Below are 25204 nucleotides of genomic sequence, written 5' to 3'. Positions count from 1 at the left end.
TTTCAGTTTAGCCCTCAAGGAGATTCAGATGAGCACAATTCTTGCCATTCACGCCAGCCCCCGTGGCGAACGCTCTCATTCGCGGCGCTTGGCCGAAGTGTTTCTTTCGGCCTGGCAGGTCCGCAATCCGCAGTCGCAACTGACCCGCCGTGAAGTCGGCCGGGCGTTGATCCCGGCCGTCAACGAAGCGTTTGTAGCGGCTGCTTTTCATCCGGAGCCTCAAGCGCGACCGCTGTCGATGCAGGCTGACCTGGCACTCAGCGATGAGTTGGTGGGGGAGTTGCTTGGCCATGATCTGTTGGTGATTTCCACGCCGATGTACAACTTCAGCGTGCCCAGCGGCCTCAAGGCCTGGATCGACCAGATTGTGCGGCTCGGGCTGACGTTCAATCACACCCTGGACAACGGCATCGCGCAGTACGAGCCGCTGGTGCGGGGCAAGAAGGCGTTGATCGTCACCAGTCGTGGCGGGTTTGGTTTCGGGCCGGGTGGTGAGCTTGAAGCGATGAACCATGCCGACCCGTTTTTGCGTACGGCACTGGGGTTCATCGGCATCACCGACGTCACGGTTGTCGCCGCCGAGGGCGAAGAGTCGGCCGAGCGCACCTTCCAGGTTTCCGTGGCCGAGGCCGAGCAGCGTTTACTGGCGCTGGTCAGGGAGTTCTAGATGGCCTGGCTGTTCTTGCTGATCGCCGCCGGGTTCGAAGTCACCTTCGCCATGGGCATGAAGTACGCCGAAGGCTTCACCCGGCTCTGGCCCTCGGTGATCACCGTGGTGGCGGCCGTGGGCGGGATCTATTTCCTGACCCTGGCCATGCGCGAATTGCCGGTGAGCATCGCCTACCCGATCTGGACCGCCATCGGTTCACTGGGCACGGTGTTTCTCGGCTTTGCGCTGCTCGGCGAAAGCCTGACTGCACTCAAACTGGTGTCGGTCGGGCTGATTGTGGCGGGCGTGGTGGGGTTGAAGTAGGGTGGATGTCATAGACTGGTCGTCGAGTTGTCATCTTGGGTGGCGATGCTTGGCTGAGGCCTTGCATCCAGCCTTGCTTCATCTCACCGACCACAAGGATGTTCATCCATGTCGCAAGGCTCCGCCACGCGTTACCCGTTGGTGCTGGTTCCGGGAATGCTCGGGTTTATCCGTCTGCTGCTCTATCCGTACTGGTTCGGGATCATTTCGGCGTTGCGCCGGGATGGGGCGACGGTGATCGCGGTGCAGGTCTCGCCGCTCAATTCAACCGAGGTGCGCGGTGAACAATTGCTGGCGCGGATCGAGGAAATTTTGCGCGACACCGGGGCTGAGAAGGTCAACCTGATCGGCCACAGCCAGGGCTCGCTGACCGCCCGTTACGCCGCCGCAAAACGCCCGGACCAAGTGGCGTCGGTGACCTCGGTGGCCGGGCCCAATCACGGTTCGGAGCTGGCGGACTATCTGCACGATCACTATCCGGCTGACAGCGCCAGGGGCCGGTTGCTCAGTTTTTTACTGTGGCTGATCAGCACGTTGATGTGCCTGCTGGAAACCGGCTATCGCGGGCCGCGACTGCCGGTGGATATCCCGGCTTCGCATCAATCGCTGACCACGGCCGGCGTAGCGTTGTTCAATCAGCGTTATCCACAGGGGCTGCCTGATACCTGGGGTGGGCACGGCCCGGAAGTGGTCAATGGCGTGCGCTATTACTCCTGGTCCGGCACCTTGCAGCCGGGCAAGAGCGATCGCGGGTGCAACCTGTTCGACGGCACCAACCGCAGTTGCCGGTTGTTTGCCAGAACCTTCGTGCGTGAAGCAGGGCAGTGCGACGGGATGGTCGGGCGCTACAGCTCGCATCTCGGGACGGTGATTGGCGATCAATACCCGATGGATCACTTCGATATCGTCAACCAATCGCTCGGGTTGGTGGGCAAGGGGGCAGAGCCGGTGCGGTTGTTTGTCGAGCATGCGGCGCGGTTGAAAGCGGCCGGGGTTTAGCCCCTGTGGCGAGGGAGCTTGCTCCCGTTGGGCGGCGAAGCAGCCCCAGATTGCGACCGCTTCGCGCTCGAGCGGGAGCAAGCTCCCTCGCCACAAAGGGTTATGCGCGGCCCAACACGGTGGTCCAGCGCTCCGACAAAATCACCCCACCCAACGTCAACACCCCACCCACCAGGTGATACAGCGCCAACTGCTCATGCAGCACCACCGCCGCAATCAGCGCGGTGATCAACGGCAGCAGGTTGAAAAACAGCGTGGTCCGGCTCGGGCCCAGGCGCACCACAGCCTGCATCCACGCCAGCGGCGCAAGCATCGAGGCCAGCAGGCAGGCGTAAAGCACCAGCGGAATGTTATGCAGGGGCGGGCCGATTTTCGGTGAGGCGAGGAACAGCGGAAACAGCACCACCACTGCAACCAACACCTGCAAATACAGCAACACCAGTGGCGGCAAGCGCAGCTGCCATTTTTTCAGCAAAGTGCTGTAAACCGCATAAGCCAACGTGGCGATCAGCATCATCGCGTCGCCCAGGTTCACCCCGTGCTCCAGCAACGCGCCAAGGCTGCCGGACGACACCACCACCAAAACCCCCGCAAACGACAGCCCCGCGCCGGCCAGTGCTCCGGCGGTCAGGCGTTGGCCGAGGCTGACCATCGCCATGGCCAGCGACATCAACGGCATCAGCGACAGAATGATCCCCATGTTGGTGGCCGACGTCAGCGTCGCGGCGAAATAGGCGAGGCTCTGATAAACCGCCATGCCGAGCACACCAAGGATGAAAATCCTCCCCAGGTTTGGGCGTATTACCGGCCAATGGGCGATCACCGGTTTAAGCATGAAAGGCGTGAACAGAATCCCGGCCAGCAGCCAGCGGTAGAAGCCGATTTCGGCGGGGAAGATTGCGCCCACCGCGAGTTTGTTGATCACGGTGTTGCCGGCCCAAATGAAAATGGCCAGCAGGGGATAAGCGTATTGCATCGGGAAAAAGCCAGGACGTTAATGAGGGGCGATTATCCGTCTGTCTGGATGCAAGCCTATACTGCGATCCAGACAACCTGCCTCTGATTCCGGACAGCATGAACAGTAAACACATCGACCTGCTGGATTTCAGTGAACTACCGTCGGCGGTGTATTTCCGCTACGCCGACTTCAACGCCCACGAATACGCTGCGCCTCACCGGCATCCGTGGGGCACGCTGGAGTACGCGGCCCATGGCGTGTTGCACATGGAAGTCGATGGCAGCCGCTTCATGTCGCCACCGCAGTATGCGGTGTGGGTGCCGCCCGGGACCGAGCACAGTTTCTATAGCAACCAGCCGATCAACTATCGCGCGGTTTGCCTCGCGCCGGCGTTGTGTCGCGAGTTGCCGCAACAGGCCTGCACCTTGGCGATCAGCGACATTCTCAAGGCGATCCTGAAAGACTTCGCCGCCCGCGATGTGAAAATTCCCGAGCACGACGCGGACCAGCGCCTGGCTCAAGTGCTGGTGGACCAACTGCAACAGGCGCCAATGCATGAGTGCTATTTGCCCTACGCCAGCAGCCTCGGGTTACTTGGCATTCTGGAAGCCTTGCAGGCCGAGCCTGGGGATAACCGGCCGTTGCCGTATTGGGCCGCGCAGATTCACGTCAGCGAACGCACGTTGGCCCGGCAGTTTGTTCGCGAGTTGGGCATGAGCTTTGGTGAGTGGCGGCAACGGTTGCGGTTTCTGGCGGCGATCGAAGCGCTGGATAGCCAACGCAGCATTCAGGAAATCGCCTTCGACATGGGTTACAGCACCGGCTCGGCGTTTATCGCGATGTTTCAGCGTCAGGCCGGGTGCACGCCGGAACAGTATCGGCGCAGCCACCTCGATAGCAGGTGAACGTGTAACAGGCTTTGTCTACACTCCAGAGCGAGGCCGTGCCCATCGGTGCGGTAACAAGGAGAAAACTCCATGAAGATGTTGCGTGCCCCGTTGTTGATGATCGGTCTGCTGCTCTGCTCTCAGGGTTTCGCCGCCACTGCCCAACAGAACAAGATGACCACTTGCAATGCCGATGCTACTGCCAAGAGCCTTAAAGGCGACGAGCGCAAAGCCTTCATGAGCACCTGCCTCAAAGCCGCTCCGGCCGCCGATGCCGCCAAACCCCTGACTCCTCAGCAAGAAAAAATGAAAACCTGCAACGCCGATGCCGCCACCAAGGCCCTCAAGGGCGATGCGCGCAAAGCGTTCATGAGCGAGTGCCTGAAGAAAAAGTAAAAAATCAAAAGATCGTCCGAACGCGGCCCGAGCCTTCGGCAGCGCCCACAGGCGCGTAGGAGCTGCCGCAGGCTGCGATCTTTTCGCCGTGACACCGCCTGCGGGTCATCCGCTCGCTTCGGCGCCGGAACGCTGGCAGACTGCCAATCCTTTTACGTCGTTCGTTTTGAGGCTGTATGTCAGCGTTTTCTCAGCGTCAGGTCTTGTTGCTCATCAGTTGGGTCATCATTTTTGGCGGTTTGCTGCTGGTGATCCCTCTGCGATTGCTGCCCAGCCTGCTGGCCGGGTTGTTGGTGTTCGAACTGGTCAACATGCTCACGCCGCAGTTGCAGCGGCTGATCGAAGGCCGCCGCGCGCGCTGGCTGGCGGTGGCGTTGCTGGGGACTTTGGTGGTCAGTGTGCTGGCGCTGATCTTTGCCGGTGCGATCAGTTTTCTGCTGCACGAGGCGGAAAACCCCGGCGCTTCCCTCGACAAGTTCATGGGCGTGGTCGACCGCGCACGCGGGCAGTTGCCGCCATTCATCGACGCCTATTTGCCGGCCAGTGCCGCCGAATTCCGGGTGGCCATCGGCGAATGGGTGAGTAAGCACCTCAGCGACTTGCAGCTGGTGGGCAAGGACGCGGCGCACATGTTCGTGACGCTGCTGATAGGCATGGTGCTGGGGGCGATCATCGCCTTGCAGCGCGTGCCGGACCTGACCAAGCGCAAGCCCTTGGCTGCGGCGCTGTTCGACCGCTTGCATCTGTTGGTCCAGGCGTTTCGCAACATCGTCTTCGCGCAGATCAAGATTTCGCTGCTCAACACCTTTTTCACCGGGATTTTCCTCGCGGTGATCCTGCCGATGTTCGGGATCAAGCTGCCGCTGACCAAAACCCTGATCGTGCTGACCTTCCTGCTCGGCTTGTTGCCGGTAATCGGCAACCTGATGTCGAACACTCTGATCACCATCGTCGGCCTGTCACTGTCGATCTGGGTGGCGGTGGCGGCACTGGGGTATCTGATTTTTATCCACAAGCTCGAATACTTCCTCAACGCGCGCATCGTCGGCGGGCAGATCAGTGCCAAGTCGTGGGAGTTGCTGCTGGCGATGCTGGTGTTCGAAGCCGCGTTCGGCCTGCCGGGGGTGGTGGCGGGGCCGATTTATTACGCGTATCTGAAGAGTGAGTTGAAGCAGGTGGGGATGGTTTGATCTGCGTTGATCTACTGTGGCGGGGGGGCAAGCCCCCCCGCCACAGGGTTTCAGGTCAATCCATCGGGCCGTAACGCTTGGCCGCCTCGATCGCCAACCCGCTGCCAATGCTGCCGAAGATGTTCCCCTCAACATGCTGCGCCTTCGGCAACATCGCCGAGACGCTGTTGCGCAGCGCCGGAATCCCGCTCGAACCGCCGGTGAAGAACACCGTATCCACCTGATCGACCCGCACATTGGCGTCGTTCAGCAACTGGGTCACGCTGTTGCGCACCCGTTCCAGCAAGTTGTCGATGGCTGATTCGAACAGCGCGCGAGTCAGTTCCACACTCAAACCGGACTCGATGCGATCCAGCGGCACGTGGCGGCTGTCGGCGTGGGTCAACTGGATCTTGGTTTCTTCCACTTCCATCGCCAGCCAGTGCCCGGCGCGCTGGTCGATCAGCTTGAACAGGCGATCGATGCCGCCGGTGTCTTCGATGTCGTAGCGCATGCTGCCCAGGGCCAGGGTCGACTTCTGCGAGTACACCGAGTTGATGGTGTGCCAGGTCGCCAGGTTCATGTGATGGCTGGTGGGCATGTAGGCGCCGCTCTTCATGCGGCTGCCGTAGCCGAACAGCGGCATCAGGCCTTGCAGGCTCAGCTGCTTGTCGAAATCGGTCCCGCCGATGTGCACGCCGCCGGTGGCGAGGATGTCGTCGTGGCGGTTGTCGTGGCCACGTCGCTCAGGGGACAGGCGCACCAGCGAGAAGTCCGACGTACCACCGCCGATGTCGACGATCAGTACCAGCTCTTCCTTTTCGATGGTCGACTCGTAGTCGAACGCCGCGGCGATCGGCTCGTACTGGAACGAGACGTCCTTGAAGCCGATGGCGCGGGCCACGTCCACCAGGGTGTTCTCGGCTTCCTGGTCGGCCAGTTCATCGTCATCGACGAAAAACACCGGACGGCCCAGCACCACTTCCTCGAACTCACGACCGGCGGCGGCTTCGGCGCGCTTCTTCAACTGGCCGATGAACAGCCCCAGCAGGTCCTTGAACGGCATCGCCGTGCCGAGGACGCTGGTGTCGTGCTTGATCAGCTTGGAGCCCAGCAGGCTCTTGAGCGAGCGCATCAGCCGGCCTTCGTAACCTTCCAGGTACTCGTGCAGCGCCAGCCGGCCGTACACCGGGCGGCGTTCTTCCATATTGAAGAAGACCACCGAGGGCAGGGTGATCTTGTCGTCCTCCAGCGCGATCAGCGTTTCCATGCCGGGGCGCAGCCAGCCGACGGTGGAGTTGGACGTGCCGAAGTCGATACCGCAGGCACGGGCTGGAGATGCGTTTTTCATGTCTTTCAGGTTCCGGTTAAAAAACGGCCGCGCAGTGTATGTCAGTGCGGCGAAGATTCGAAGGCCGACTATCTGTTAAATCGCATCGATCAGCGCTTGAAAGATGGTCCATCACCCCCAAACTTCCCTGCATAGGTTTGGCAATGCCTGGGCGACTGCAAGAACCGCGCCCTGCTGCCGATAAACTTCTGATGCGCTGCCCGGTCACACAATTGAGATCGGTCAATCAAGGCGCTGCACACAAGAGCATGCTGTGCCGAGCGGCGCGATTTCGATAATGGATGGTGATTCCCTCGATGGACTTCAAAGACTATTACAAGATTCTCGGTGTGGAGCCGACAGCGGACGATAAGGCGATCAAGGCCGCCTATCGAAAGCTGGCGCGTAAATACCACCCCGATGTCAGCAAGGAAAAGGACGCCGAGGCCAAATTCAAGGACGCGTCCGAAGCCTATGAAGCGCTGAAAAGCGCCGACAAGCGCGCCGAATACGACGACTTGCGCAAATACGGTCACCACGGCCAGCCCTTCCAGGGCCCGCCGGGTTGGCAGAGCCGTGGTGGTTTCGGTGGTGGTGGGCAGGACACGGGCGATTTCTCGGACTTCTTCAGTTCGATCTTCGGCAACCGTGGTCCGGGTTTCGGTGGTGGTGGACGGTCGGGCCGTAGCGCCGGGCGTCGAGGGCAAGACGTGGAAATGGAATTACCGGTTTTTCTGGAAGAAACCCTGTCGACCGAATCGAAGAAGGTCAGCTTTCAGGTGCCGCATTACAACGCTGCCGGCCAGCATGTCAGCAACACCAGCAAAAGCCTGAACGTAAAGATCCCGGCCGGCGTGACCGACGGCGAGCGCATTCGCCTCAAGGGCCAGGGCGCGCCGGGTATCGGTGGCGGGGTCAATGGCGACCTGTACCTGACCATTCGTTTTGCGCCGCACCCCAAATTCGACGTCGAAGGCGAGAACCTGATCATCACCTTGCCGCTGGCGCCGTGGGAGCTGGCACTGGGGACCGAAGTCGCGGTGCCGACCCTGACCGGCAAGATCAACCTCAAGGTGCCGGCCGGCAGCCAGAATGGTCAGCGCATGCGCGCCAAGGGCCACGGCCTGCTGCACAAGGCCGGCCACCGCGGCTACCTGTTCGTGCAGCTCAAGGCGGTGATGCCGAAAAAACTCGACCATGACGTCAAGGCGTTGTGGGAGGAGTTGGCGAAGAAAGCTGCTTTTGATCCGCGAGAGAATTTTTGATTCCGAGATAAGGAGGAGCCAATCATGAGCGACCCCGTGATCGTTCAATTGGACCTGGCAGAATTCTGCGAGGCGACCGAATTGTCGGACGTGCATGTGATCGAGATCGTCGAACACGGCATCCTCGAACCGCAGGGGGCTGTGCCCAAGGATTGGCGTTTCACCGACTATGAACTGACCTTGGCCAAGCGCGCCGCCAAGCTGCGGCGCGAGCTGGAGCTGGAATGGGAAGGCGTCGCCCTGGCGCTGGACCTGCTTGAAGAAGTCCAGCAACTGCGGGCCGAGAACCGCATGCTCAAGCAGCGGTTGGGGCGGCTGGTGATCGAGTAGCTGTAAACACTAAACCTGTGGCGAGGGGGCTTGCCCCCGTTGGGTTGCGTAGCGACCCCAAGTCTGGTCATCGCGGCTCTTCAGGCTGACCGCATGCGTCGTTTTTACGACCGCTTCGCGCTCGAACGGGGCGGTGCGGCGTTCCGACAAGCCCCCTCGCCACAACGCGGTCTTGCGCGGTCACACCTTCCTGGGCAACACCACGGTAAACAGCGTGCCCTGCTCGGCGCTGGAACTGACCTCGATCGTCCCTTCATGGGCATCAACCACTTCCTTGACGATGAACAGCCCCAGACCAAGGCTGGTGCTCGGCGCGCCGAGTTCTTCATCGGCACTGCGTACCAGCGGATCGAAGATGGTGCCGATCGCCTCGGGTGGAATCGGCGTACCGTCGTTGTGCACGGTGAGGCGAATGTTGTCCGTTTCACCCCTGAGGGTCAGTTTGACCGCGCAGTGGTTCGAACCGTGTTGCAACGCATTGCCGATCAGGTTCTGCAGCATTTGAGCGAGCCTTCGGCCATCCCATACACCCTGGGTATCACCTTCGACGCTCAGTGTCGGATCGCATTGCGGATGAGCCGCGCAGGCTTGGGCAATCGCTTCGCGCGCCGTTTCGGCCAGGTCCATGGGCGCCGGTTCAATCGGCAGGCGCTTGCCCAGGCGACTGCGGACCAGCTCCAGCAAATCGCTGACCATCACCGCCATGTGCCGCGCGCCACGCTGGATATGGATTGCGCACGTCAGCGCATCGCCTTCGAGAGCGGCTTTGCGCAGCAGCATTTCCGTGGACATGCTCACTGCTTGCAGCGGTGCGCGCAGGTCATGGCCGAGGATTGCCAAAAAGATGTCCCGGGAGCGATTGACCTGCTCGGCATAAGCCTCGGTGGATTCGGCCAGGGCTTCGTCGATGGCCTCGTTGAAACGGATCATGTCCTGGAAATAGGCGATTTCGGGGGCGTCCAGGCTGTTGACCCACAGGCGGATCACGCAGGCACGCAAATGGCGAAATTCGCTGGTCATCTGCACCAGGTCGAAACCCACGGTATGGCGCAGCTCGCCATGGCTGGCGCCGGCCTTGTCCAGGCTCGGGGTCTTCTCCGGGCCTTCGCCCTTGGCTTTGGCCTGTTGTTCGCTGGCAGTTTGTGCAGTGGACATGTCTCGCGCGGCAGCCAGCAGAATCGCCTTGGCGTGGTCACGCAAGGCTGCTTGATCCATGTACTCGGCCGCCGGGGCGATCGTTCTGGCGAACTGTTCCCATTCATCGACGATACGGTCCACGTGTTGCCTGATGAATTCGGATAAGCGCATGGCCGGTACCTGACTGGAAACTCTTGGCATCTTAGCCCCTTTGCCAGCGGGTAAAAACTACCGCTGGCAAGGCGGATCAGGCTTGCGAATTTTGCGGGTGGTATTTAATTGTTTTTTAGATTCTCAAGTTGAGTGGTGTTGTTTGTTTTGTCGCTGTTTTCCAACAACTATTTGAGCTTTTGTTTTTGCCGCTATTGAATAAGCTAGATGTTCTGTTGATCGCATAGGGATACATGCGTAATGAATGAAATATCAGAAGGAACTGTTTCGGGTGCTTATCCAGAGCTCACTGTCGGCGAAAATATTTATCTGAATTATCTTGCAACCAAAGTTCCGGCGTTAATAAAGAAGCCATCGGTATCAAGACTTGTATCAAATGCAAGCCAGCCACCCGACTTTCCCGAGTGGTACGTCAAGGCCAGCGCTATCGACCGTCAGTACCTCAAGGAACTCATCAGTGAGCGCTGGCGATTGCAAGACAACCTCGATGACGTCTTGGGGGATTTACAAGAGGACATCAATGCATTCGCTGAACCCTTGCTCATTCAAGCGCTGAAAGAAAAACGGAACCTGGAACTGGATGTCCAGGCAACTACAGTACGGCTTTATATTCCGGCTCCGCTGGGTTTTGGCATCGATACCCAGGCCAGCCGGCTCAGGCAGTCCACCCTGATGCAGGCCGCGCTGCACAACTTCGAGGACGCTGACACCCGTGCAGGCACCTTGCGCGACGGCTCCGGCATTTTCGTTACCGATGCCGAAGGTGCGCTGAAGCGCCATCCGTTGACCGTCGAAAGTTTCGCGAGTCTTTGCCGGGAGCTGGATCTCGGTGCGCAGTATCAGCGGCACATTACCGGTTTGCTGGACCCGGCCCGGGCTGATACGAAGGCGTCCCTTGAGCAGCACTTCATCGGGACCGAAAAGGCCGCGTTCAGTGAATCGGCATTAATTGCGTACTTGAAGGGCGATGTCACTTCTTATGCATACGGAAAACTAAAGCAACTGCGGGATAACCAGACAACTGTCTTGATGGGGCATAGCCCTTTACAGTCTCATTGCTTGACACTGATGGGTGTGAAGTTGACCGGTATTGTGCTGTTCAGTGCCGTGGCTGATCCAACGCAAATAAAAAACTTTACGACAATCTGGTCCCGGTACATCAGCGAGCAATGATGGAGTGGTCGCGGCGATTGGCAATTTTGCCTGGGCAAGAGTTTGATCAGTTCAAACTACTCAAGGCCTTTTTTGCCAATGGCCCTAGCGGCGTTGTCGAGGAAATGCTGCGCAGGGAGGATATTTATAAGCAAAGTCGGCTTGAGGGCCCCCTGATTGCCTATGTGCCCGATGACCCCGATCATCCCTTGAAAGAGTACGGCTCCTTCACTGATTTCATGAAGGAGCTGACGAGTCAGCTGCGCTCCTCGGACTATCAACAATTCTTCAGCCGGTTCGTGCCGCAAAAAGACAAGGGCAGGTTTTTCACTCGCATCAGAGAACGCTTTACCACCTTCACCTGGCAACAGCGTGAACCTTTGAACATGGGGCCGTGGTGGCGGGAGACGGCGGTGGAGAATCCCGATGCGGAGCCGATCACCAACGTGATTGACGGTTTGCTTTGGCCTGCGCTCGGTCGATGGCGGCGTGACAAGGCCATCGCGGATGCGCGACACATTGCCGTTCCCACTGACGATGAAGATGCCAACGCCCGTTGGGCGCGACTGAACAGTTACGCGAGTATCGGCTGGAACGTATTCAACTTCGGCGCGATGCTGGTACCGGGTTTGGGAGAAGCCATGCTGGGCATCATGGTCGGGCAAATGGTGCTCGAAACCATGGAGGGCATCGAGGACTGGAGCAAGGGAGACAAGGATGAAGCGGCGGCACTGCTGAGCGGTGTCCTGATCAATGCTGCCCAGCTGGCAATCATGGGGGCAGGGCATGTTCTACCGACGGGCGCGGCGGCAGCGATCAAGCCTTCGACGTTTATCGACCAGTTGAAGCCGGTCGTGCTTGACGACGGCAAGACCCGTTTGTGGAATCCTGACTTGAGCCCTTACGAGCGTCAGGTCGATTTGGCTCCGGATTCAACGCTTAACGAGCGAGGCTTGCATCGGCATGACGAACAGGAGTTTCTGTCGCGTGACGGCAAATACTTCGCCGTACAAGACGATCCGCAGACGGGTCAATCGCGAATCCAGCATCCCGGCCGGCCGACGGCCTACAAGCCAAAACTCGAGCACAACAATACCGGTACCTGGCATACCGAGTTCGACCGTCCCGTTGAATGGACCAAGGCCCAGCTCATGCGACGCTTGGGGACAATCGTCGATGCGTTTGATGATGCGACGCTTGAACACATCCGTATTGCCAGTGGTGTTGAAGAAGCGATGTTGCGTCGGCTGCATGTCGAAAACGAAGCGCCGCCAGCGTTGCTGATCGATGAGATCAACCGGTTCAAAACATGGACGGACACGGGAAAGCTGCCCGGGAATGGCCTGTCACGCTCAAGCAATGCCGGCGTGCTGGTGCTTCAGGACGCCTATGCCCAATTGCCCACCCGCATGGCCGAGGAACTGCTGAGCGCCGCTGAACCCGCTGACTTGAAGGCGCTTGCCGAACAAAAGCGCATTGGGTTGCACTTGCAGCAACAGGTGCGAGCCGCTTTGCTTGAGTTGCGTCTGGCGCGTGCCTATGACGGGCTTTTCCTTGATTCACTGCATGCACTGGACACGGAGAGGCTGGCACTACACACCCTGGAAACCTTGCCGAACTGGCCGGGCGATGTGCGCATCGAAATCCGCGAACATTCGCTGACTGGCCGTCTGCGCGACAGTGTTGGCCCTGAAGATGCGTCGGTGCGCAAAGTGCTGATCAGCACAGACGAGGGGTATGAAGCGCGGGATACCGATGATCACCACCTGCACGGTGCCGATGATCTGTTTTCATCGGTATTGCACGCCCTGCCTGATGTTGAGCGCAGAGCACTGGGCTATGAGATCAACCAGGGCGCGATGCTCAAACGCGCCGTTCAAAATGCACCATTGGCGCGTGACAAGCTGCGTCTGATGCTGGTGGAAAATCCTTTGCGCAAGCCCACCTACGATCCGGAGATGATGAAGCTGCGCGGTGGTATGCAAGCTTCTTCAGGCATTCAGCGACTCACCGGACGACTGACACCACAGGAGCGGGTCAGGAGTGTGCGCCCGGGTTGGACGGAGGCCGAAGCTCAGGCTTATCTGGATGCCGGCGGTCAGGGCGACCATCCAGAACAGCGAGCAAGTGCACTTGAAGCCGAATTCAATCGCCTCAACGCCAATTTCCAGCGCTGGCTGGATTCGCCGACCGAAGCCTTCAGGTATAGCTCGGCCGGGAGGGCTGAGTGGCAGTCCAGAAACACCCTGTACAAAGCCATTCGGCAGTGCTGGCAGCGAACCGCTCCCAGGGATGTGGACGCTTTCGGGAATCTACAGGGGACGGTGCTTGATCTCAGGAATATGCCCTTGGGGCGGCACTTGGGGACCATGCCCCCTCTGGACGCCAATTTTCAGCACGTGACCTGCCTGAACTTGCTGGGCACTGAAATGACCGACGCTCACGTCGCCTTTCTTGATCATTTCCCCAAACTCTGTTCGCTCAACCTTTCCGGCAACCGGCTCACGCAATTTCCCAGTGCCGTGGGGCGAATGCGTGGGCTGACCGAGTTGTACCTCGTCGATAACCGGATTGTGCTGGATGCGCAGGGAGCTACTTATTTGAGATGGCTTACCCGGCTTCAAAGTCTGGATCTTCAGGGGAACCCGCTGGGTCGAGTGCCGGATATCGGCGGTATGCGTATGCTGCATACGGTGATGTTGGGTGAGACCGGCATTAATACCTGGCCGGACGGATTGTTTTCTCAACCCCGATTCCGGCATTTTTACTTGAACCTGCAACGCAATGAACTGACGGTCATCCCACGGGTGACGCCCGGCTCTGTGGGAGCGGAGCTGTTGGCGCGCACGGTATTGAATCGGGACCCGCAGTGGTTGTCGGCCGACAACCTGGAAACACTCAGAGGCTATATCCGGTCCGTCGGCCTGGACCCCGATCGTCCGTATCCGCCTCGCGGCGTGCGCGACAGCCTTGATTGGGAGGACGGCATGACGCGACCTGATTGGGTCGCTAAACAGGAGATATGGAACAGCGTGGAGGATGAGTTCGGTTCGGTGCCTTTTTTCAATCAGATCAGGAAGCTCACCCAATCAACCGCCTTCAGAACTGACAAAGCCTTCAAGGTGGATATGACGCAAAAGCTCTGGCGAATGCTGGAGGCCATGTCCAAGGACAGCGAGCTGCGGCGCAATCTTTTCGTCATGGGCAGGGAAGAGGTCACTAACTGTGTGGATGCCGGGGCGCAGTTGTTCAATGCAATGGGCGTAGAAGTGCTGATCCATGAGGCCTACGCATTGGCTAACCCAGGCCTTGTGGAGGTCGAACTGGTGCAACTGGCCAGGGGCAAATCGCGGCTTGATGAGTTGAGCCGGATCGCCCACAAAGTGGTCGCCGAGCGCCTGGAGAACGGTGAGCAATTCAGGGATGTCGATGCAAACGGCCGAGTCTGGGGAAGCATCGATGAGGTCGAGGTTCACCTGGCTTACATGACGGATCTGGCGGAGCGACTGGACCTGCCTTGGCAGTCCCGTGATTTGCAATTTCGCACGCACACCGGTGTGACTCCCGAGATGATCGAGAGTGCGTATCGGCGGGTCGTGGAACTGGAAACCGGCGACTTACTGCGTGATTCGATCATCGAACAGCCGTTCTGGGAAACTTACCTCCAGGGCTCGAATCGAAGTGCCTTCAAGGTCTTCAGGCGCCGAATCGATGCAACGACGGAATTTTACATGGCGCTTGAAAAGAGAGCCTCCGAACCGGACCTTTCGTCGCAGTCAAAGGCCGATCTGAAGCAGGAGCTCAGGGTACTCGCCGCAGAATTGGGTAAGCCGGAAAGCCAAATTGCTCCGGGCCAGGTCATGACTGACGAAGCCTATGCCGCCGAGTTGAACCTGATCGACATCGAGATGAAAACGCTGCTTAAAACCCTGACCCAACAGGCGATGGATCGGGCGAAACTGCAAAGTGTGGACATCGCCTTTATGAACGCACCAGCAACGGATTGACCTGAGAAACAGCTAACCCGGCACGAAGAATGACACCCCTCGTGCCGGGTTTATGCCTGACCGAATCTCAAAACAGGAAGTAACGCTGAGCCATCGGCAACACATCCGCTGGTTCGCACCAGAGTAAAACACCGTCGGCCTTAACCTGATAAGTCTGCGGGTCAACGTCAATGTTCGGCAGGTAATCGTTGTGGATCAAATCGGTTTTCTGCACATCGCGGCAGCCTTTGACCACGGCGATTTTCTTCTTCAGGCCCAGGGCTTCGGGCAAACCGGCTTCCTGTGCCGCCTGGCTGATAAAGGTCAGGCTGGTGGCGTGCAGTGAGCCGCCGTAGCTGGCGAACATCGGGCGGTAGTGCACCGGTTGCGGCGTCGGGATCGACGCGTTGGCATCGCCCATCAGGCTGGCCGCAATGGCACCGCCCTTGAGGATCAACGTCGGCTTTACCCCGAAAAATGCTGGACGCCAGAGCACCAGATCCGCCCACTTGCCGACTTCGATCGAGCCCACTTCATGGCTGATGCCGTGGGTGATCGCCGGGTTGATCGTGTACTTGGCGATGTAGCGTTTGGCGCGGAAGTTGTCGTTGCCTTCACCGTCCTGGGGTAGCGGACCGCGCTGTTTTTTCATTTTGTCAGCGGTCTGCCAGGTGCGCGTGATGACTTCGCCGACGCGACCCATGGCCTGGCTGTCGGAGCTGATCATCGAGAAAGCGCCGAGGTCGTGCAGGATGTCTTCGGCGGCGATGGTTTCGCGGCGGATGCGGCTTTCGGCGAAGGCCACGTCTTCGGCAATGCTCGGGTCCAGGTGGTGGCAGACCATCAGCATGTCGAGGTGTTCGTCGATGGTGTTGCGGGTGAACGGCCGGGTCGGGTTGGTCGAGCTCGGCAGCACGTTGGCGAAACCGCAGGCCTTGATGATGTCCGGCGCATGACCGCCACCGGCACCTTCGGTGTGGTAGGTGTGGATGGTGCGGCCCTTGAAGGCGGCGAGGGTGGTTTCGACGAAGCCGGACTCGTTGAGGGTGTCGGTGTGAATCGCCACCTGCACATCGTACTGGTCAGCCACGGTCAGGCAATTGTCGATGCTCGCCGGGGTGGTGCCCCAGTCTTCGTGCAGCTTGAGGCCGATGGCGCCGGCCTTGACCTGCTCGATCAAGGGTTCCGGCAGGCTGGCGTTGCCCTTGCCGGTGAGGCCGATGTTCATCGGGAACGCATCGGCGGCCTGGAGCATGCGCGCCAGGTGCCACGGCCCTGACGTGCAGGTGGTGGCGTTGGTGCCGGTGGCCGGTCCCGTGCCGCCACCGATCATGGTGGTGACGCCGCTCATCAGCGCTTCTTCGATCTGCTGTGGGCAGATAAAGTGGATGTGCGTGTCGATGCCGCCGGCGGTGAGGATCATGCCTTCACCGGCGATCACTTCGGTGCTGGCGCCGACCGCGATGGTGACGTTGGGCTGGATGTCCGGGTTGCCGGCCTTGCCGATGGCCGCGATGCGTCCGTCCTTGAGGCCGACGTCGGCTTTGACGATGCCCCAGTGGTCGATGATCAGCGCGTTGGTGATCAGGGTATCGACGACATCGCGTGCCAATAATTGGCTTTGGCCCTGGCCGTCGCGAATGACTTTACCGCCACCGAATTTCACCTCTTCGCCGTAGGTGGTGAAGTCCTTTTCTACTTCGATCCACAGTTCGGTGTCGGCCAGACGGACCTTGTCACCGACGGTGGGGCCGAACATGTCGGCGTAGGCTTGACGGGAAATTTTCATGTGCTTGCCTTGAAAGTGAGGTGCGGCAGTCCGCGGTCCATTGTGGCGAGGGAGCTTGCTCCCGTTCGGCTGCGCAGCAGTCGTAAAATCTGCCGCTCCGGTTATTCAGATAGATCGCACCAGCTGTGTTGCGAGCGCTTCGCACTCGAGCGGGAGCAAGCTCCCTCGCCACAGGGTTGCATATCAGTCGAGGTCGCCCATGATCCTGCCGGCAAACCCGAACACCCGGCGATGCCCGGCCAGGTCCACTAGCTCGACCTCGCGGCTCTGCCCCGGTTCGAAGCGCACCGCGGTGCCGGCGGGGATGTTCAGGCGCATGCCACGGCTGGCGGCGCGGTCGAAGGTCAGCGCGTCGTTGGTTTCGAAGAAGTGATAATGCGAGCCGACCTGGATCGGCCGATCGCCGCTGTTGGCCACCTTCAGGCTGAGAGTGCGTCGGCCCACGTTAAGCTCGATGTCGCCGGACTGGATCTGGTACTCACCGGGAATCATCACTGGGCTCCTTGGAGAATCTTGTAGTAGAGGGCGGTCGGTTTGTAGCGCCCGTTCGGGTCGCAGGCGTAGTCCGGAATTTCGCCGGCACGGGTGTAACCCAGGGCCTTGTAGAAGTCTTCGGCGGGGGAGCCGGCCTCGGTGTCGAGGTAAAGCATGCCGCGCTTGTGCTGGCGGGCCGTAAGCTCAAGGGCATTCATCAACTGCTGGCCCAGGCCGCGACGACGGGCGTGTTCACGCACCAGCAGTTTCTGCACTTCGGCGCGGTTCAGCCCATTGGCTTTCTGGCACAGGTTCAGTTGTACGCTGGCCTGCACCTGTTCGTCCTTGACCACCACCCACAGCAGCACGTTGCCTTTGTTCAGGTTGTCCTGGACTTCATCGAAATGGGCTCGGGCCTGGGTGGCGTCCAGATCCGCCATGAACCCGACGCTGGCGCCATAGCCGACGGCGTCGAGCAGCAGATCAATCAATCCCTGACGATAGTGCGCAAAGCTTTCAACGTTGACGCGTCGCAGTTGGGCGGCGTTCATGGGGTATCACTCCTTGTGGGGACCAGGTGGCATTGCGCCTGGGTCGAGGATCAGTTGCATGAAGGTCAGGTCCAGCCAGCGGCCGAACTTGGTACCCACCTGCGGCATTTGGCCGGTGACGACAAAACCGGCCCGATCGTGCAGCCGGATCGAGGCGCCATTACCGCTTTCGATGGCGGCGACCATCACGTGTTTGTTGCAGCCTTTGGCGCGTTCGATCAGCGCTTCCATCAGGCGCGGGCCGAGGCCGTTGCCGCGCTGGTCGTTGCGCACATACACCGAGTGCTCGACCGTATGGCGGAACCCGTCGAACGGCCGCCAGTCACCGAATGAAGCGTAGCCGAGTACGTTGTCGTCGCCGTCGACAATCACCAGGATCGGATAGCCCTGGGCCTGCCGGGCGCTGAACCAGGCCTGGCGGTTGCCCAGGTCTACGGCCTGCTCGTTCCAGATCGCCGTGGTGTGGAGCACGGCATCGTTGTAGATGTCGCGGATCGCCGGCAGATCGGCGTGCAGCGCATCGCGGATGTGGTAAGTCATGGCGCGGCCTCAGGCGATCGGTTGGTGAACGGTGACCAGTTTGGTGCCGTCGGGAAACGTCGCTTCGACCTGGATCTCCGGGATCATTTCCGGGATGCCTTCCATCACTTGTTCGCGGCTGAGCAGGGTGGTGCCGTAGTGCATCAGCTCGGCCACGGTCTGGCCGTCACGCGCGCCTTCGAGCAGCGCCGCGGAAATGTAGGCCATGGCCTCCGGGTAATTGAGTTTCACGCCGCGAGCCAAACGCCGCTCGGCCACGAGGCCGGCGGTGAAGATCAGCAGCTTGTCTTTTTCGCGTGGGGTCAGGTCCATCGTAGAAATCCATAATCGGCAGTTAAAAAATCTTGCATCGTGCAGGGTGGATCGTATTCAGGTGGCCCATATTCTGGGTGGGACGGCTTCGCGGCCAAGCAACGCAGGCCTGAGCAATCGCCACAAATCAATCAACCAACCCCGTGCTAACAGCGCCTCGCTGGCCAGGCATCGAGCGACCAAAAGGCCCGGCAGTTGCGTCAGATCCCCGCGCACCTCATTGGGTAGCGAGCGGCACTTCTCCAGCAATTCGCTATCAATTTCCCCCGTCACCAGCAACGTCGCAAACACCGGTTGCCCATCCAGCCCGATCGGCGAATCGAGCAAACCGTCAGCCCCGACAATGCGCTGGCGTTCGTGCCAGAGCAACTGGCCGTCGCGGCGAATGTCCAGGTGGGCCTGGAAGTGCCCGAGGTCGAAGCGCTCGCCACTGGCCGGGCGACCCAGCGCTACCACGTCCCAGTAGAACAACCGGGCATCGGCCTCAAGATCAATGCTCGTGCTGAGTTCAGCCTGAGCGGCGCTGAAGATAATCGTCTCTTGCGGCAGCCACTCCAACGTAGCACCGGCGCCAACGCGCAATTCGAGTTTCTGATAAGCCGGCCCGGCCGCGCGATACCACTTGGCGGCGCCAGGGCTGGTGATTTGCGCCCAGGCGTGCGTACCGACGCTGGCCGATATATCCAGCCGATCACCGCCGGCAATCCCGCCCGGCGGGTGGACGATGATGTGCTGACACACCTCGGGGCCTTCGGCATACAAGTGCTTCTGCACCCGCAGCGGGCCTTTATGACGGCGCTGCACCGGGCGGGTGCTGGCGCCGAAACGGGCGTAGCCCAGCTCCAGCTCGGCATGCCAGCTCGGGGTAAACAGCGCAGTGGGGAGAGGTAAATTCATATCGTCTAATTATCGTCAGAAGGCTGCAGGTTAGATCGTAACCAGCCCACGCACACCTTCGGCTTCCATATTTTCGCCGCGACCCTGCTGCACGATCTCGCCCCGGGACATCACCAGGTACTGATCGGCCAGCTCGGCGGCGAAATCGTAGAACTGCTCCACCAGCAAAATCGCCATGTCGCCACGGGCTGCGAGCTTTTTGATCACTGCGCCGATTTCCTTGATCACCGACGGCTGGATGCCTTCGGTGGGTTCGTCGAGAATCAGCAGCCGTGGACGACTGGCCAGTGCTCTGCCGATCGCCAGTTGCTGTTGCTGACCGCCGGACAAGTCACCGCCACGCCGTTGCTTCATTTGCAGCAGCACCGGGAACAGCTCGTAGATGAACGCCGGGACCTCTTTGGCTTCGGAACCCGGAAACCGCGACAGGCCCATCAGCAGATTTTCTTCCACGGTCAGTCGACCGAAAATTTCCCGGCCCTGAGGCACGTAAGCGATGCCGGCATGCACCCGTTGGTGCGGCTTGAACGTGGTGATCGGTTTGCCTTCCCAGTTCACCGCGCCTTCTTTGGCCGGCAGTAAACCCATCAGGCACTTGAGCAAGGTGGTCTTGCCCACGCCGTTGCGCCCGAGCAGGCAGGTGACTTCGCCGACCTTCACCTCAAACGTCAGGCCCCGCAGGATGTGGCTACCGCCGTAGTACTGGTGCAGCTTGTTGACTTGCAGCATCTTCAAATTCCTTCTGTGTCATACGATCCCACTCTCGACGCGCCTTTGCTTTTGTAGGAGCGAGGCTTGCCCGCGAAGCTTTTGGCGCCCGAGAGATCGCCTTCGCGGGCAAGCCTCGCTCCTACAGAAACGCAAAATCAGCGGCCGAGGTAGACCTCGATCACCCGCTCATTGTCCTGCACCTGTGCCAGCGACCCTTCGGCCAGCACGCTGCCCTGGTGCAACACGGTGACGTGATCGGCGATCGAGCCAACGAAGCCCATGTCATGTTCCACCACCATCAGCGAATGCTTGCCAGCGAGGCTCTTGAACAGCTCGGCGGTGAATTCGGTTTCGGCGTCGGTCATGCCCGCCACCGGCTCGTCGAGCAGCAGCAGTTGCGGGTCTTGCATCAGCAGCATGCCGATTTCCAGAAACTGCTTCTGCCCGTGGGACAACAACCCCGCCGGGCGATTGACCGAACTGGTCAGGCGAATGGTTTCCAGCACTTCGGTAATGCGATCTTTTTGTTCACCACTCAGGCGAGCCCGCAAGCTGGCCCACACCGATTTGTCGGTTTTCTGCGCCAGCTCCAGGTTTTCGAACACGCTCAGGGCTTCGAACACGGTTGGCTTCTGGAACTTGCGACCGATGCCGGCCTGGGCGATTTGCACTTCGCTCATCTGCGTCAGGTCCAGGGTTTCGCCGAACCAGGCCTTGCCGTGGCTGGGGCGGGTCTTGCCGGTGATCACGTCCATCAGCGTGGTTTTGCCCGCGCCGTTGGGGCCGATGATGCAGCGCAATTCGCCGACGCCGATGTACAGGTTCAGATTGTTGAGGGCCTTGAAACCATCGAAGCTGACGCTGATGTCTTCCAGCGTCAGGATGGTGCCGTGGCGCGTATTCAGGCCGGGGCCGACGCGTTGGCCCAGGCCGATGGCATCGCGGCTGCTGCCGGCGTCCTTGTTGGGCTGCGGTGGGAAAAAGGCCGGTTCGAGCATGAATTCAGCCGTTGCAGTGACTCTCATGATTCGCCCCTTTTCTTCAGCAGACCGATCACACCCTTAGGTAGATACAACGTCACGACGATGAACAGCGCGCCGAGGAAGAACAGCCAGTATTCAGGAAACGCCACGGTGAACCAGCTCTTCATGCCGTTGACCACGCCGGCACCGAGTAGCGGACCGATCAGCGTGCCGCGCCCACCGAGAGCAACCCACACTGCGGCTTCGATCGAGTTGGTCGGCGACATTTCGCTCGGGTTGATGATCCCGACTTGCGGCACATACAGCGCGCCCGCCAGGCCACACAACACCGCACTCAACACCCAGACAAACAGCTTGAAGCCGCGCGGGTCGTAGCCGCAAAACATCAGGCGGTTCTCGGCATCGCGCAACGCGGTCAACACCCGGCCGAACTTGCTTTGCGCCAGCCGCCAGCCGATGAACAGACTCGCTACCAGCAGCAGTACCGTGGCGAAAAACAACACCGCGCGAGTCCCCGGTTCCGTGATGCCAAACCCGAGAATGCTGCGGAAGTTGGTGAAGCCGTTGTTGCCGCCAAACCCGGTTTCGTTGCGGAAAAACAGCAGCATTCCGGCGAAGGTCAGGGCCTGGGTCATGATCGAGAAATACACGCCCTTGATTCGCGAGCGGAAGGCGAAGAAACCGAACACCAGCGCCAGCAATCCCGGCGCTAATACCACCAGGCACATGGCCCAGAGGAAGCTGCTGGTGCCGGTCCAGTACCACGGCAATTCGGTCCACGACAGGAACGTCATGAACGCCGGCAAGCCGTCACCCGAAGCCTGGCGCATCAGGTACATGCCCATGGCGTAGCCGCCGAGGGCGAAGAACAGACCGTGACCCAAGGACAGCAAACCGGCGTAGCCCCAGACCAGATCGAGGGCCAGAGCGACGATGGCGTAGCACAGGATTTTGCCCGCCAGCGTCAGTGTGTAGGCCGAGACGTGAAGCGTGCTGTTCGGCGACAACAGCGACAGCAGTGGCAACGCCAGTAGCAGAACGAGGATCACCGCGCCGACAGCAATGGTGACTTTGGGGCCGGCTTTCTTTGTTGCGGTAACGAGCAGAGGTTGGTTCATCAGTCGATCACCCGTCCTTTCAGTGCGAAGAGGCCTTGCGGACGTTTCTGGATGAACAGAATGATCAGCGCGAGGATCAGAATCTTGCCCAGCACCGCACCGATCTGCGGTTCGAGAATCTTGTTGGCGATGCCTAAGCCGAACGCGGCCAGCACACTACCGGCCAATTGACCGACACCACCGAGCACCACCACCAGGAACGAATCGATGATGTAGCTCTGGCCGAGGTCCGGGCCGACGTTGCCGATCTGGCTGAGCGCCACGCCACCGAGGCCGGCGATGCCGGAGCCGAGGCCGAAAGCGAGCATGTCGACGCGCCCGGTGGGCACGCCGCAGCAGGCGGCCATGTTGCGGTTCTGGGTGACGGCACGCACGTTCAAACCGAGGCGCGTCTTGTTCAACAGCAGCCAGGTCAGCACCACCACAAACAAGGCAAACGCGATGATCACGATACGGTTGTACGGCAGCACCAGATTGGGCAGCACCTGAATCCCGCCCGACAACCACGCCGGGTTGGCCACTTCGACGTTCTGCGCGCCGAACACCAGCCGCACCAACTGGATCAGCATCAGGCTGATGCCCCACGTCGCGAGCAGCGTTTCCAGCGGGCGACCGTAGAGGTGACGAATCACCGTGCGCTCCAGCGCCATGCCGATGGCGGCGGTGACGAAAAACGCCACCGGCAGCGCAATCAGCGGATAGAACTCGATGGCTTGCGGGGCGAAACGCTGGAACATCAGCTGCACCACGTACGTCGAGTAAGCGCCGAGCATCAGCATCTCGCCGTGGGCCATGTTGATCACCCCGAGCAGGCCGAAGGTGATCGCCAATCCGAGGGCCGCCAACAGCAGAATCGAACCGAGGGACATGCCACTGAAAGCCTGGCCGAGCATTTCGCCGATCAGCAGTTTGCGTTTGACCTGGGCCAGGCTGGTTTCGGCGGCGGTGCGCACACTGGCGTCGGCTTCAACGCCGGGTTCGAGCAAGCCTTCGAGGCGGGTGCGGGCCAGCGGGTCGCCGGTTTCGCCAAGCAAACGCACGGCGGCGAGGCGCACGGTCGGGTCACTGTCGACCAGTTGCAGATTGGCCAACGCCAGGCTCAGGGCGGCGTGAACGCTTTCGTCTTGTTCGCTGGCCAACTGCTGGTCGAGGAATTTCAGTTGTGCCGGTTTGGCGCTTTTCTGCAATTGCTGCGCGGCGCTCAGACGGGTTTTGGCGTCGGCGGCGAGCAATTGGTGGCTGGCCAAAGCGGTGTCGATCAGACCCCGCAGGCGATTGTTCAGGCGCAGGGTTTTGGTTTGGCCATCGATGGTCAGCTCGCCTTGTTGCAGGGCGTTGATCAGTTCGATACGGGCCGGATCGGGCTGCGCGGCCCAGGTTTCCAGAAGCTTGGCTTGCTGCACGGGATTGGCCGCGACGAAGTCTTCGGCGTCGCCGGCGTGGACGGCCATCGGCAGCAAAAGTGCGAGGGCGAAAATGAGGCGGTAAAGGGCAGTGGGCATAGCGAGTGTCCTGTATTGATCGTTCCCACGCTCCGCGTGGGAACGCAGCCCGGGACGCTCTGCGTCCCAAAGCGGACGCAGAGCGTCCGTTGAGGCATTCCCACGCAGAGCGTGGGAACGATCAGGCTAAGCGGGGTGAATCAGTTGCTCTTCACCGCATACTCCGGCTTCTTGTCGTTACCCGGGATGAACGGGCTCCACGGCTGGGCGCGGATCGGCCCTTCGGTCTGCCACACCACGTTGAACTGACCGTCGGCCTGAATCTCGCCGATCATCACTGGCTTGTGCAGGTGATGGTTGGTCTTGTCCATGGTCAGGGTGTAGCCGGACGGTGCGGCGAAAGTCTGGCCGGCCAAGGCTTCGCGGACTTTGTCGACGTCGGTGGACTTGGCTTTCTCGGCGGCTTGCGCCCACATGTGGATGCCGACGTAGGTGGCTTCCATCGGGTCGTTGGTCACCGCTTTGTCGGCGCCCGGCAGGTTGTGTTTCTTGGCGTAGGCTTTCCAGTCATCGACGAACTTCTTGTTCACCGGGTTTTCCACCGACTCAAAGTAGTTCCATGCCGCGAGGTTGCCCACCAGCGGTTTGGTGTCGATGCCGCGCAATTCTTCTTCGCCCACCGAGAACGCCACGACCGGTACGTCGGTGGCTTTCAGGCCCTGGTTGGCCAGCTCTTTATAGAACGGCACGTTGGAGTCGCCGTTGACGGTGGAGATGACCGCCGTCTTGCCACCGGCAGAGAATTTTTTGATGCTGGCCACGATGGTCTGGTAATCACTGTGGCCGAACGGGGTGTAGACCTCTTCGATGTCCTTGTCCGCCACACCTTTGGAGTGCAGGAACGAGCGCAGGATCTTGTTGGTGGTGCGTGGGTAGACGTAGTCGGTGCCGAGCAGGAAGTAGCGTTTGGCGCTGCCGCCTTCTTCGCTCATCAGGTATTCCACTGCCGGAATCGCCTGTTGGTTGGGCGCCGCGCCGGTGTAGAACACGTTCGGCGACATCTCTTCGCCTTCGTATTGCACTGGGTAGAACAGCAGGCCGTTGAGCTCTTCGAACACCGGCAATACCGATTTACGCGACACCGAGGTCCAGCAACCGAACACCACCGCCACCTTGTCCTGGGTCAGCAACTGCCGGCCCTTTTCAGCGAACAGCGGCCAGTTCGATGCCGGGTCCACGACGACAGGTTCGAGCATCTTGCCGTTCACACCGCCCTTGGCGTTGATTTCGTCGATGGTCATCAACGCCATGTCTTTGAGCGAGGTTTCGGAGATCGCCATGGTCCCGGACAACGAATGCAGAATACCGACCTTGATGGTCTCGGCGGCCTGGACAGTCCAGGTCATGCCCATCGCGGCAATGCTTGCCGTGAGTGTGAAAGCCTTGATCAAACTGCGACGCTTCATTGTGCGATCTCCATGAACGTTAAAGTTTTTTATGGTTGGCAGATGCGGACGACTGAAGGGTCTTTAGCAAGGGCTGTGCCTGGACGGCAAAGGCAGGGAAACATCGTAATAGAGCCCTCGGCGACCCCGGTGGCGCACCAGACTGGGGCTTGATGAAGGCGTGAGTGC

General features: G+C 60.2%; 24 protein-coding genes. 10 read left to right on the top strand and 14 right to left on the bottom strand.

The annotated features are described in order from the left end of the window. Positions 1-28 precede the first annotated feature (28 nt). The 3 genes from AC1RO5_RS17010 (at position 29) to AC1RO5_RS17000 (ending at position 1972) form a co-directional block, all read left to right on the top strand. On the top strand, positions 29-667 hold the full coding sequence (locus tag AC1RO5_RS17010) for an FMN-dependent NADH-azoreductase (protein WP_493176394.1): 639 nt from the start codon (positions 29-31) through the stop codon (positions 665-667). After that, positions 668-973, top strand: coding sequence for a DMT family transporter (locus tag AC1RO5_RS17005; RefSeq protein ID WP_007903452.1), 306 nt, complete (start codon positions 668-670; stop codon positions 971-973). It begins immediately after the preceding gene. A 108-nt stretch (positions 974-1081) separates the two neighbouring features. After that, positions 1082-1972: an alpha/beta fold hydrolase gene (locus AC1RO5_RS17000; RefSeq protein ID WP_493176392.1), complete on the top strand. Its 891-nt coding sequence runs from the start codon at positions 1082-1084 to the stop codon at positions 1970-1972. 100 nt (positions 1973-2072) lie between these two features. Here the strand turns inward: AC1RO5_RS17000 and AC1RO5_RS16995 are convergent, their stop codons facing one another. Further along, a complete protein-coding gene (locus tag AC1RO5_RS16995) occupies positions 2073-2948 on the bottom strand; it encodes a DMT family transporter (protein ID WP_493176390.1) in 876 nt (291 codons plus the stop codon). 98 nt (positions 2949-3046) lie between these two features. On the opposite strand from AC1RO5_RS16995, the gene AC1RO5_RS16990 reads away from it, so the two are divergent. From AC1RO5_RS16990 to AC1RO5_RS16980, 3 genes are all read left to right on the top strand, one after another. Further along, entirely contained in the window at positions 3047-3835 is a 789-nt protein-coding gene (locus AC1RO5_RS16990) for an AraC family transcriptional regulator (protein ID WP_493176389.1), read from the top strand. Positions 3836-3907: 72 nt separating this feature from the next. Continuing rightward, complete coding sequence (locus tag AC1RO5_RS16985; RefSeq protein ID WP_105340437.1) at positions 3908-4213, top strand: PsiF family protein; 306 nt, start codon at positions 3908-3910, stop codon at positions 4211-4213. Positions 4214-4389: 176 nt separating this feature from the next. Then, positions 4390-5403, top strand: a complete 1014-nt coding sequence (locus AC1RO5_RS16980; protein ID WP_493176387.1) for an AI-2E family transporter — start codon at positions 4390-4392, stop codon at positions 5401-5403. A gap of 55 nt (positions 5404-5458) precedes the next feature. Here AC1RO5_RS16980 and AC1RO5_RS16975 read toward each other — a convergent pair whose 3' ends face one another. Then, entirely contained in the window at positions 5459-6733 is a 1275-nt protein-coding gene (locus tag AC1RO5_RS16975) for an Hsp70 family protein (protein WP_493176386.1), read from the bottom strand. Positions 6734-7029: 296 nt separating this feature from the next. On the opposite strand from AC1RO5_RS16975, the gene AC1RO5_RS16970 reads away from it, so the two are divergent. Both AC1RO5_RS16970 and AC1RO5_RS16965 read left to right on the top strand, forming a co-directional pair. After that, entirely contained in the window at positions 7030-7977 is a 948-nt protein-coding gene (locus AC1RO5_RS16970) for a DnaJ C-terminal domain-containing protein (protein WP_413697102.1), read from the top strand. A 24-nt stretch (positions 7978-8001) separates the two neighbouring features. Continuing rightward, positions 8002-8307, top strand: coding sequence for a chaperone modulator CbpM (locus AC1RO5_RS16965; RefSeq protein ID WP_413697101.1), 306 nt, complete (start codon positions 8002-8004; stop codon positions 8305-8307). A 180-nt stretch (positions 8308-8487) separates the two neighbouring features. On the opposite strand, the gene AC1RO5_RS16960 is transcribed toward AC1RO5_RS16965, so the two are convergent. Then, positions 8488-9615, bottom strand: coding sequence for a sensor histidine kinase (locus tag AC1RO5_RS16960; protein WP_493176383.1), 1128 nt, complete (start codon positions 9613-9615; stop codon positions 8488-8490). 240 nt (positions 9616-9855) lie between these two features. Here AC1RO5_RS16960 and AC1RO5_RS16955 point away from each other — a divergent pair, with 240 nt between their 5' ends. Further along, on the top strand, positions 9856-10788 hold the full coding sequence (locus AC1RO5_RS16955) for a dermonecrotic toxin domain-containing protein (protein WP_493176382.1): 933 nt from the start codon (positions 9856-9858) through the stop codon (positions 10786-10788). A 17-nt stretch (positions 10789-10805) separates the two neighbouring features. Continuing rightward, positions 10806-14774, top strand: coding sequence for an NEL-type E3 ubiquitin ligase domain-containing protein (locus AC1RO5_RS16950; RefSeq protein WP_493176380.1), 3969 nt, complete (start codon positions 10806-10808; stop codon positions 14772-14774). A gap of 67 nt (positions 14775-14841) precedes the next feature. Here AC1RO5_RS16950 and ureC read toward each other — a convergent pair whose 3' ends face one another. The 11 genes from ureC to urtA all read right to left on the bottom strand — a co-directional run bounded on the left by ureC (position 14842) and on the right by urtA (position 25036). Then, a complete protein-coding gene (gene ureC / locus AC1RO5_RS16945) occupies positions 14842-16542 on the bottom strand; it encodes an urease subunit alpha (RefSeq protein ID WP_493176379.1) in 1701 nt (566 codons plus the stop codon). Positions 16543-16725: 183 nt separating this feature from the next. Next, on the bottom strand, positions 16726-17034 hold the full coding sequence (locus AC1RO5_RS16940; RefSeq protein WP_019650651.1) for an urease subunit beta: 309 nt from the start codon (positions 17032-17034) through the stop codon (positions 16726-16728). Then, positions 17034-17567, bottom strand: a complete 534-nt coding sequence (locus AC1RO5_RS16935; protein WP_019582241.1) for a GNAT family N-acetyltransferase — start codon at positions 17565-17567, stop codon at positions 17034-17036. Before AC1RO5_RS16935 ends, AC1RO5_RS16940 begins: the two co-directional genes overlap by 1 nt. A gap of 6 nt (positions 17568-17573) precedes the next feature. Further along, complete coding sequence (locus tag AC1RO5_RS16930) at positions 17574-18107, bottom strand: GNAT family N-acetyltransferase (protein ID WP_493176377.1); 534 nt, start codon at positions 18105-18107, stop codon at positions 17574-17576. 9 nt (positions 18108-18116) lie between these two features. Further along, a complete protein-coding gene (gene ureA / locus AC1RO5_RS16925; RefSeq protein WP_007937143.1) occupies positions 18117-18419 on the bottom strand; it encodes an urease subunit gamma in 303 nt (100 codons plus the stop codon). Between the two features lie 57 nt (positions 18420-18476). Next, positions 18477-19316, bottom strand: a complete 840-nt coding sequence (locus tag AC1RO5_RS16920; RefSeq protein WP_493176375.1) for an urease accessory protein UreD — start codon at positions 19314-19316, stop codon at positions 18477-18479. 30 nt (positions 19317-19346) lie between these two features. Continuing rightward, on the bottom strand, positions 19347-20045 hold the full coding sequence (urtE, locus tag AC1RO5_RS16915; protein WP_493176373.1) for an urea ABC transporter ATP-binding subunit UrtE: 699 nt from the start codon (positions 20043-20045) through the stop codon (positions 19347-19349). Positions 20046-20182: 137 nt separating this feature from the next. Beyond that, positions 20183-21052, bottom strand: a complete 870-nt coding sequence (gene urtD / locus AC1RO5_RS16910; protein WP_493176372.1) for an urea ABC transporter ATP-binding protein UrtD — start codon at positions 21050-21052, stop codon at positions 20183-20185. Then, positions 21049-22128 (bottom strand): urea ABC transporter permease subunit UrtC, encoded by a 1080-nt coding sequence (gene urtC, locus AC1RO5_RS16905; protein ID WP_493176370.1) that lies wholly within the window; start codon positions 22126-22128, stop codon positions 21049-21051. Before urtC ends, urtD begins: the two co-directional genes overlap by 4 nt. Beyond that, the gene (urtB, locus tag AC1RO5_RS16900; protein WP_493176368.1) at positions 22128-23630 is read right to left on the bottom strand and encodes an urea ABC transporter permease subunit UrtB; all 1503 of its coding nucleotides are present in this window, start codon (positions 23628-23630) and stop codon (positions 22128-22130) included. The genes urtC and urtB overlap by 1 nt, the downstream gene beginning before the upstream one ends. A gap of 140 nt (positions 23631-23770) precedes the next feature. After that, complete coding sequence (urtA, locus tag AC1RO5_RS16895) at positions 23771-25036, bottom strand: urea ABC transporter substrate-binding protein (protein ID WP_007937152.1); 1266 nt, start codon at positions 25034-25036, stop codon at positions 23771-23773. Between the last annotated feature and the right edge of the window lie 168 nt (positions 25037-25204).

The organism is Pseudomonas sp. GW822-FHT02G04, assembly GCF_058802085.1.
The sequence above is the reverse complement of the archived record's forward strand: the minus strand, read 5'-3'. Positions and strand labels throughout refer to the sequence as shown.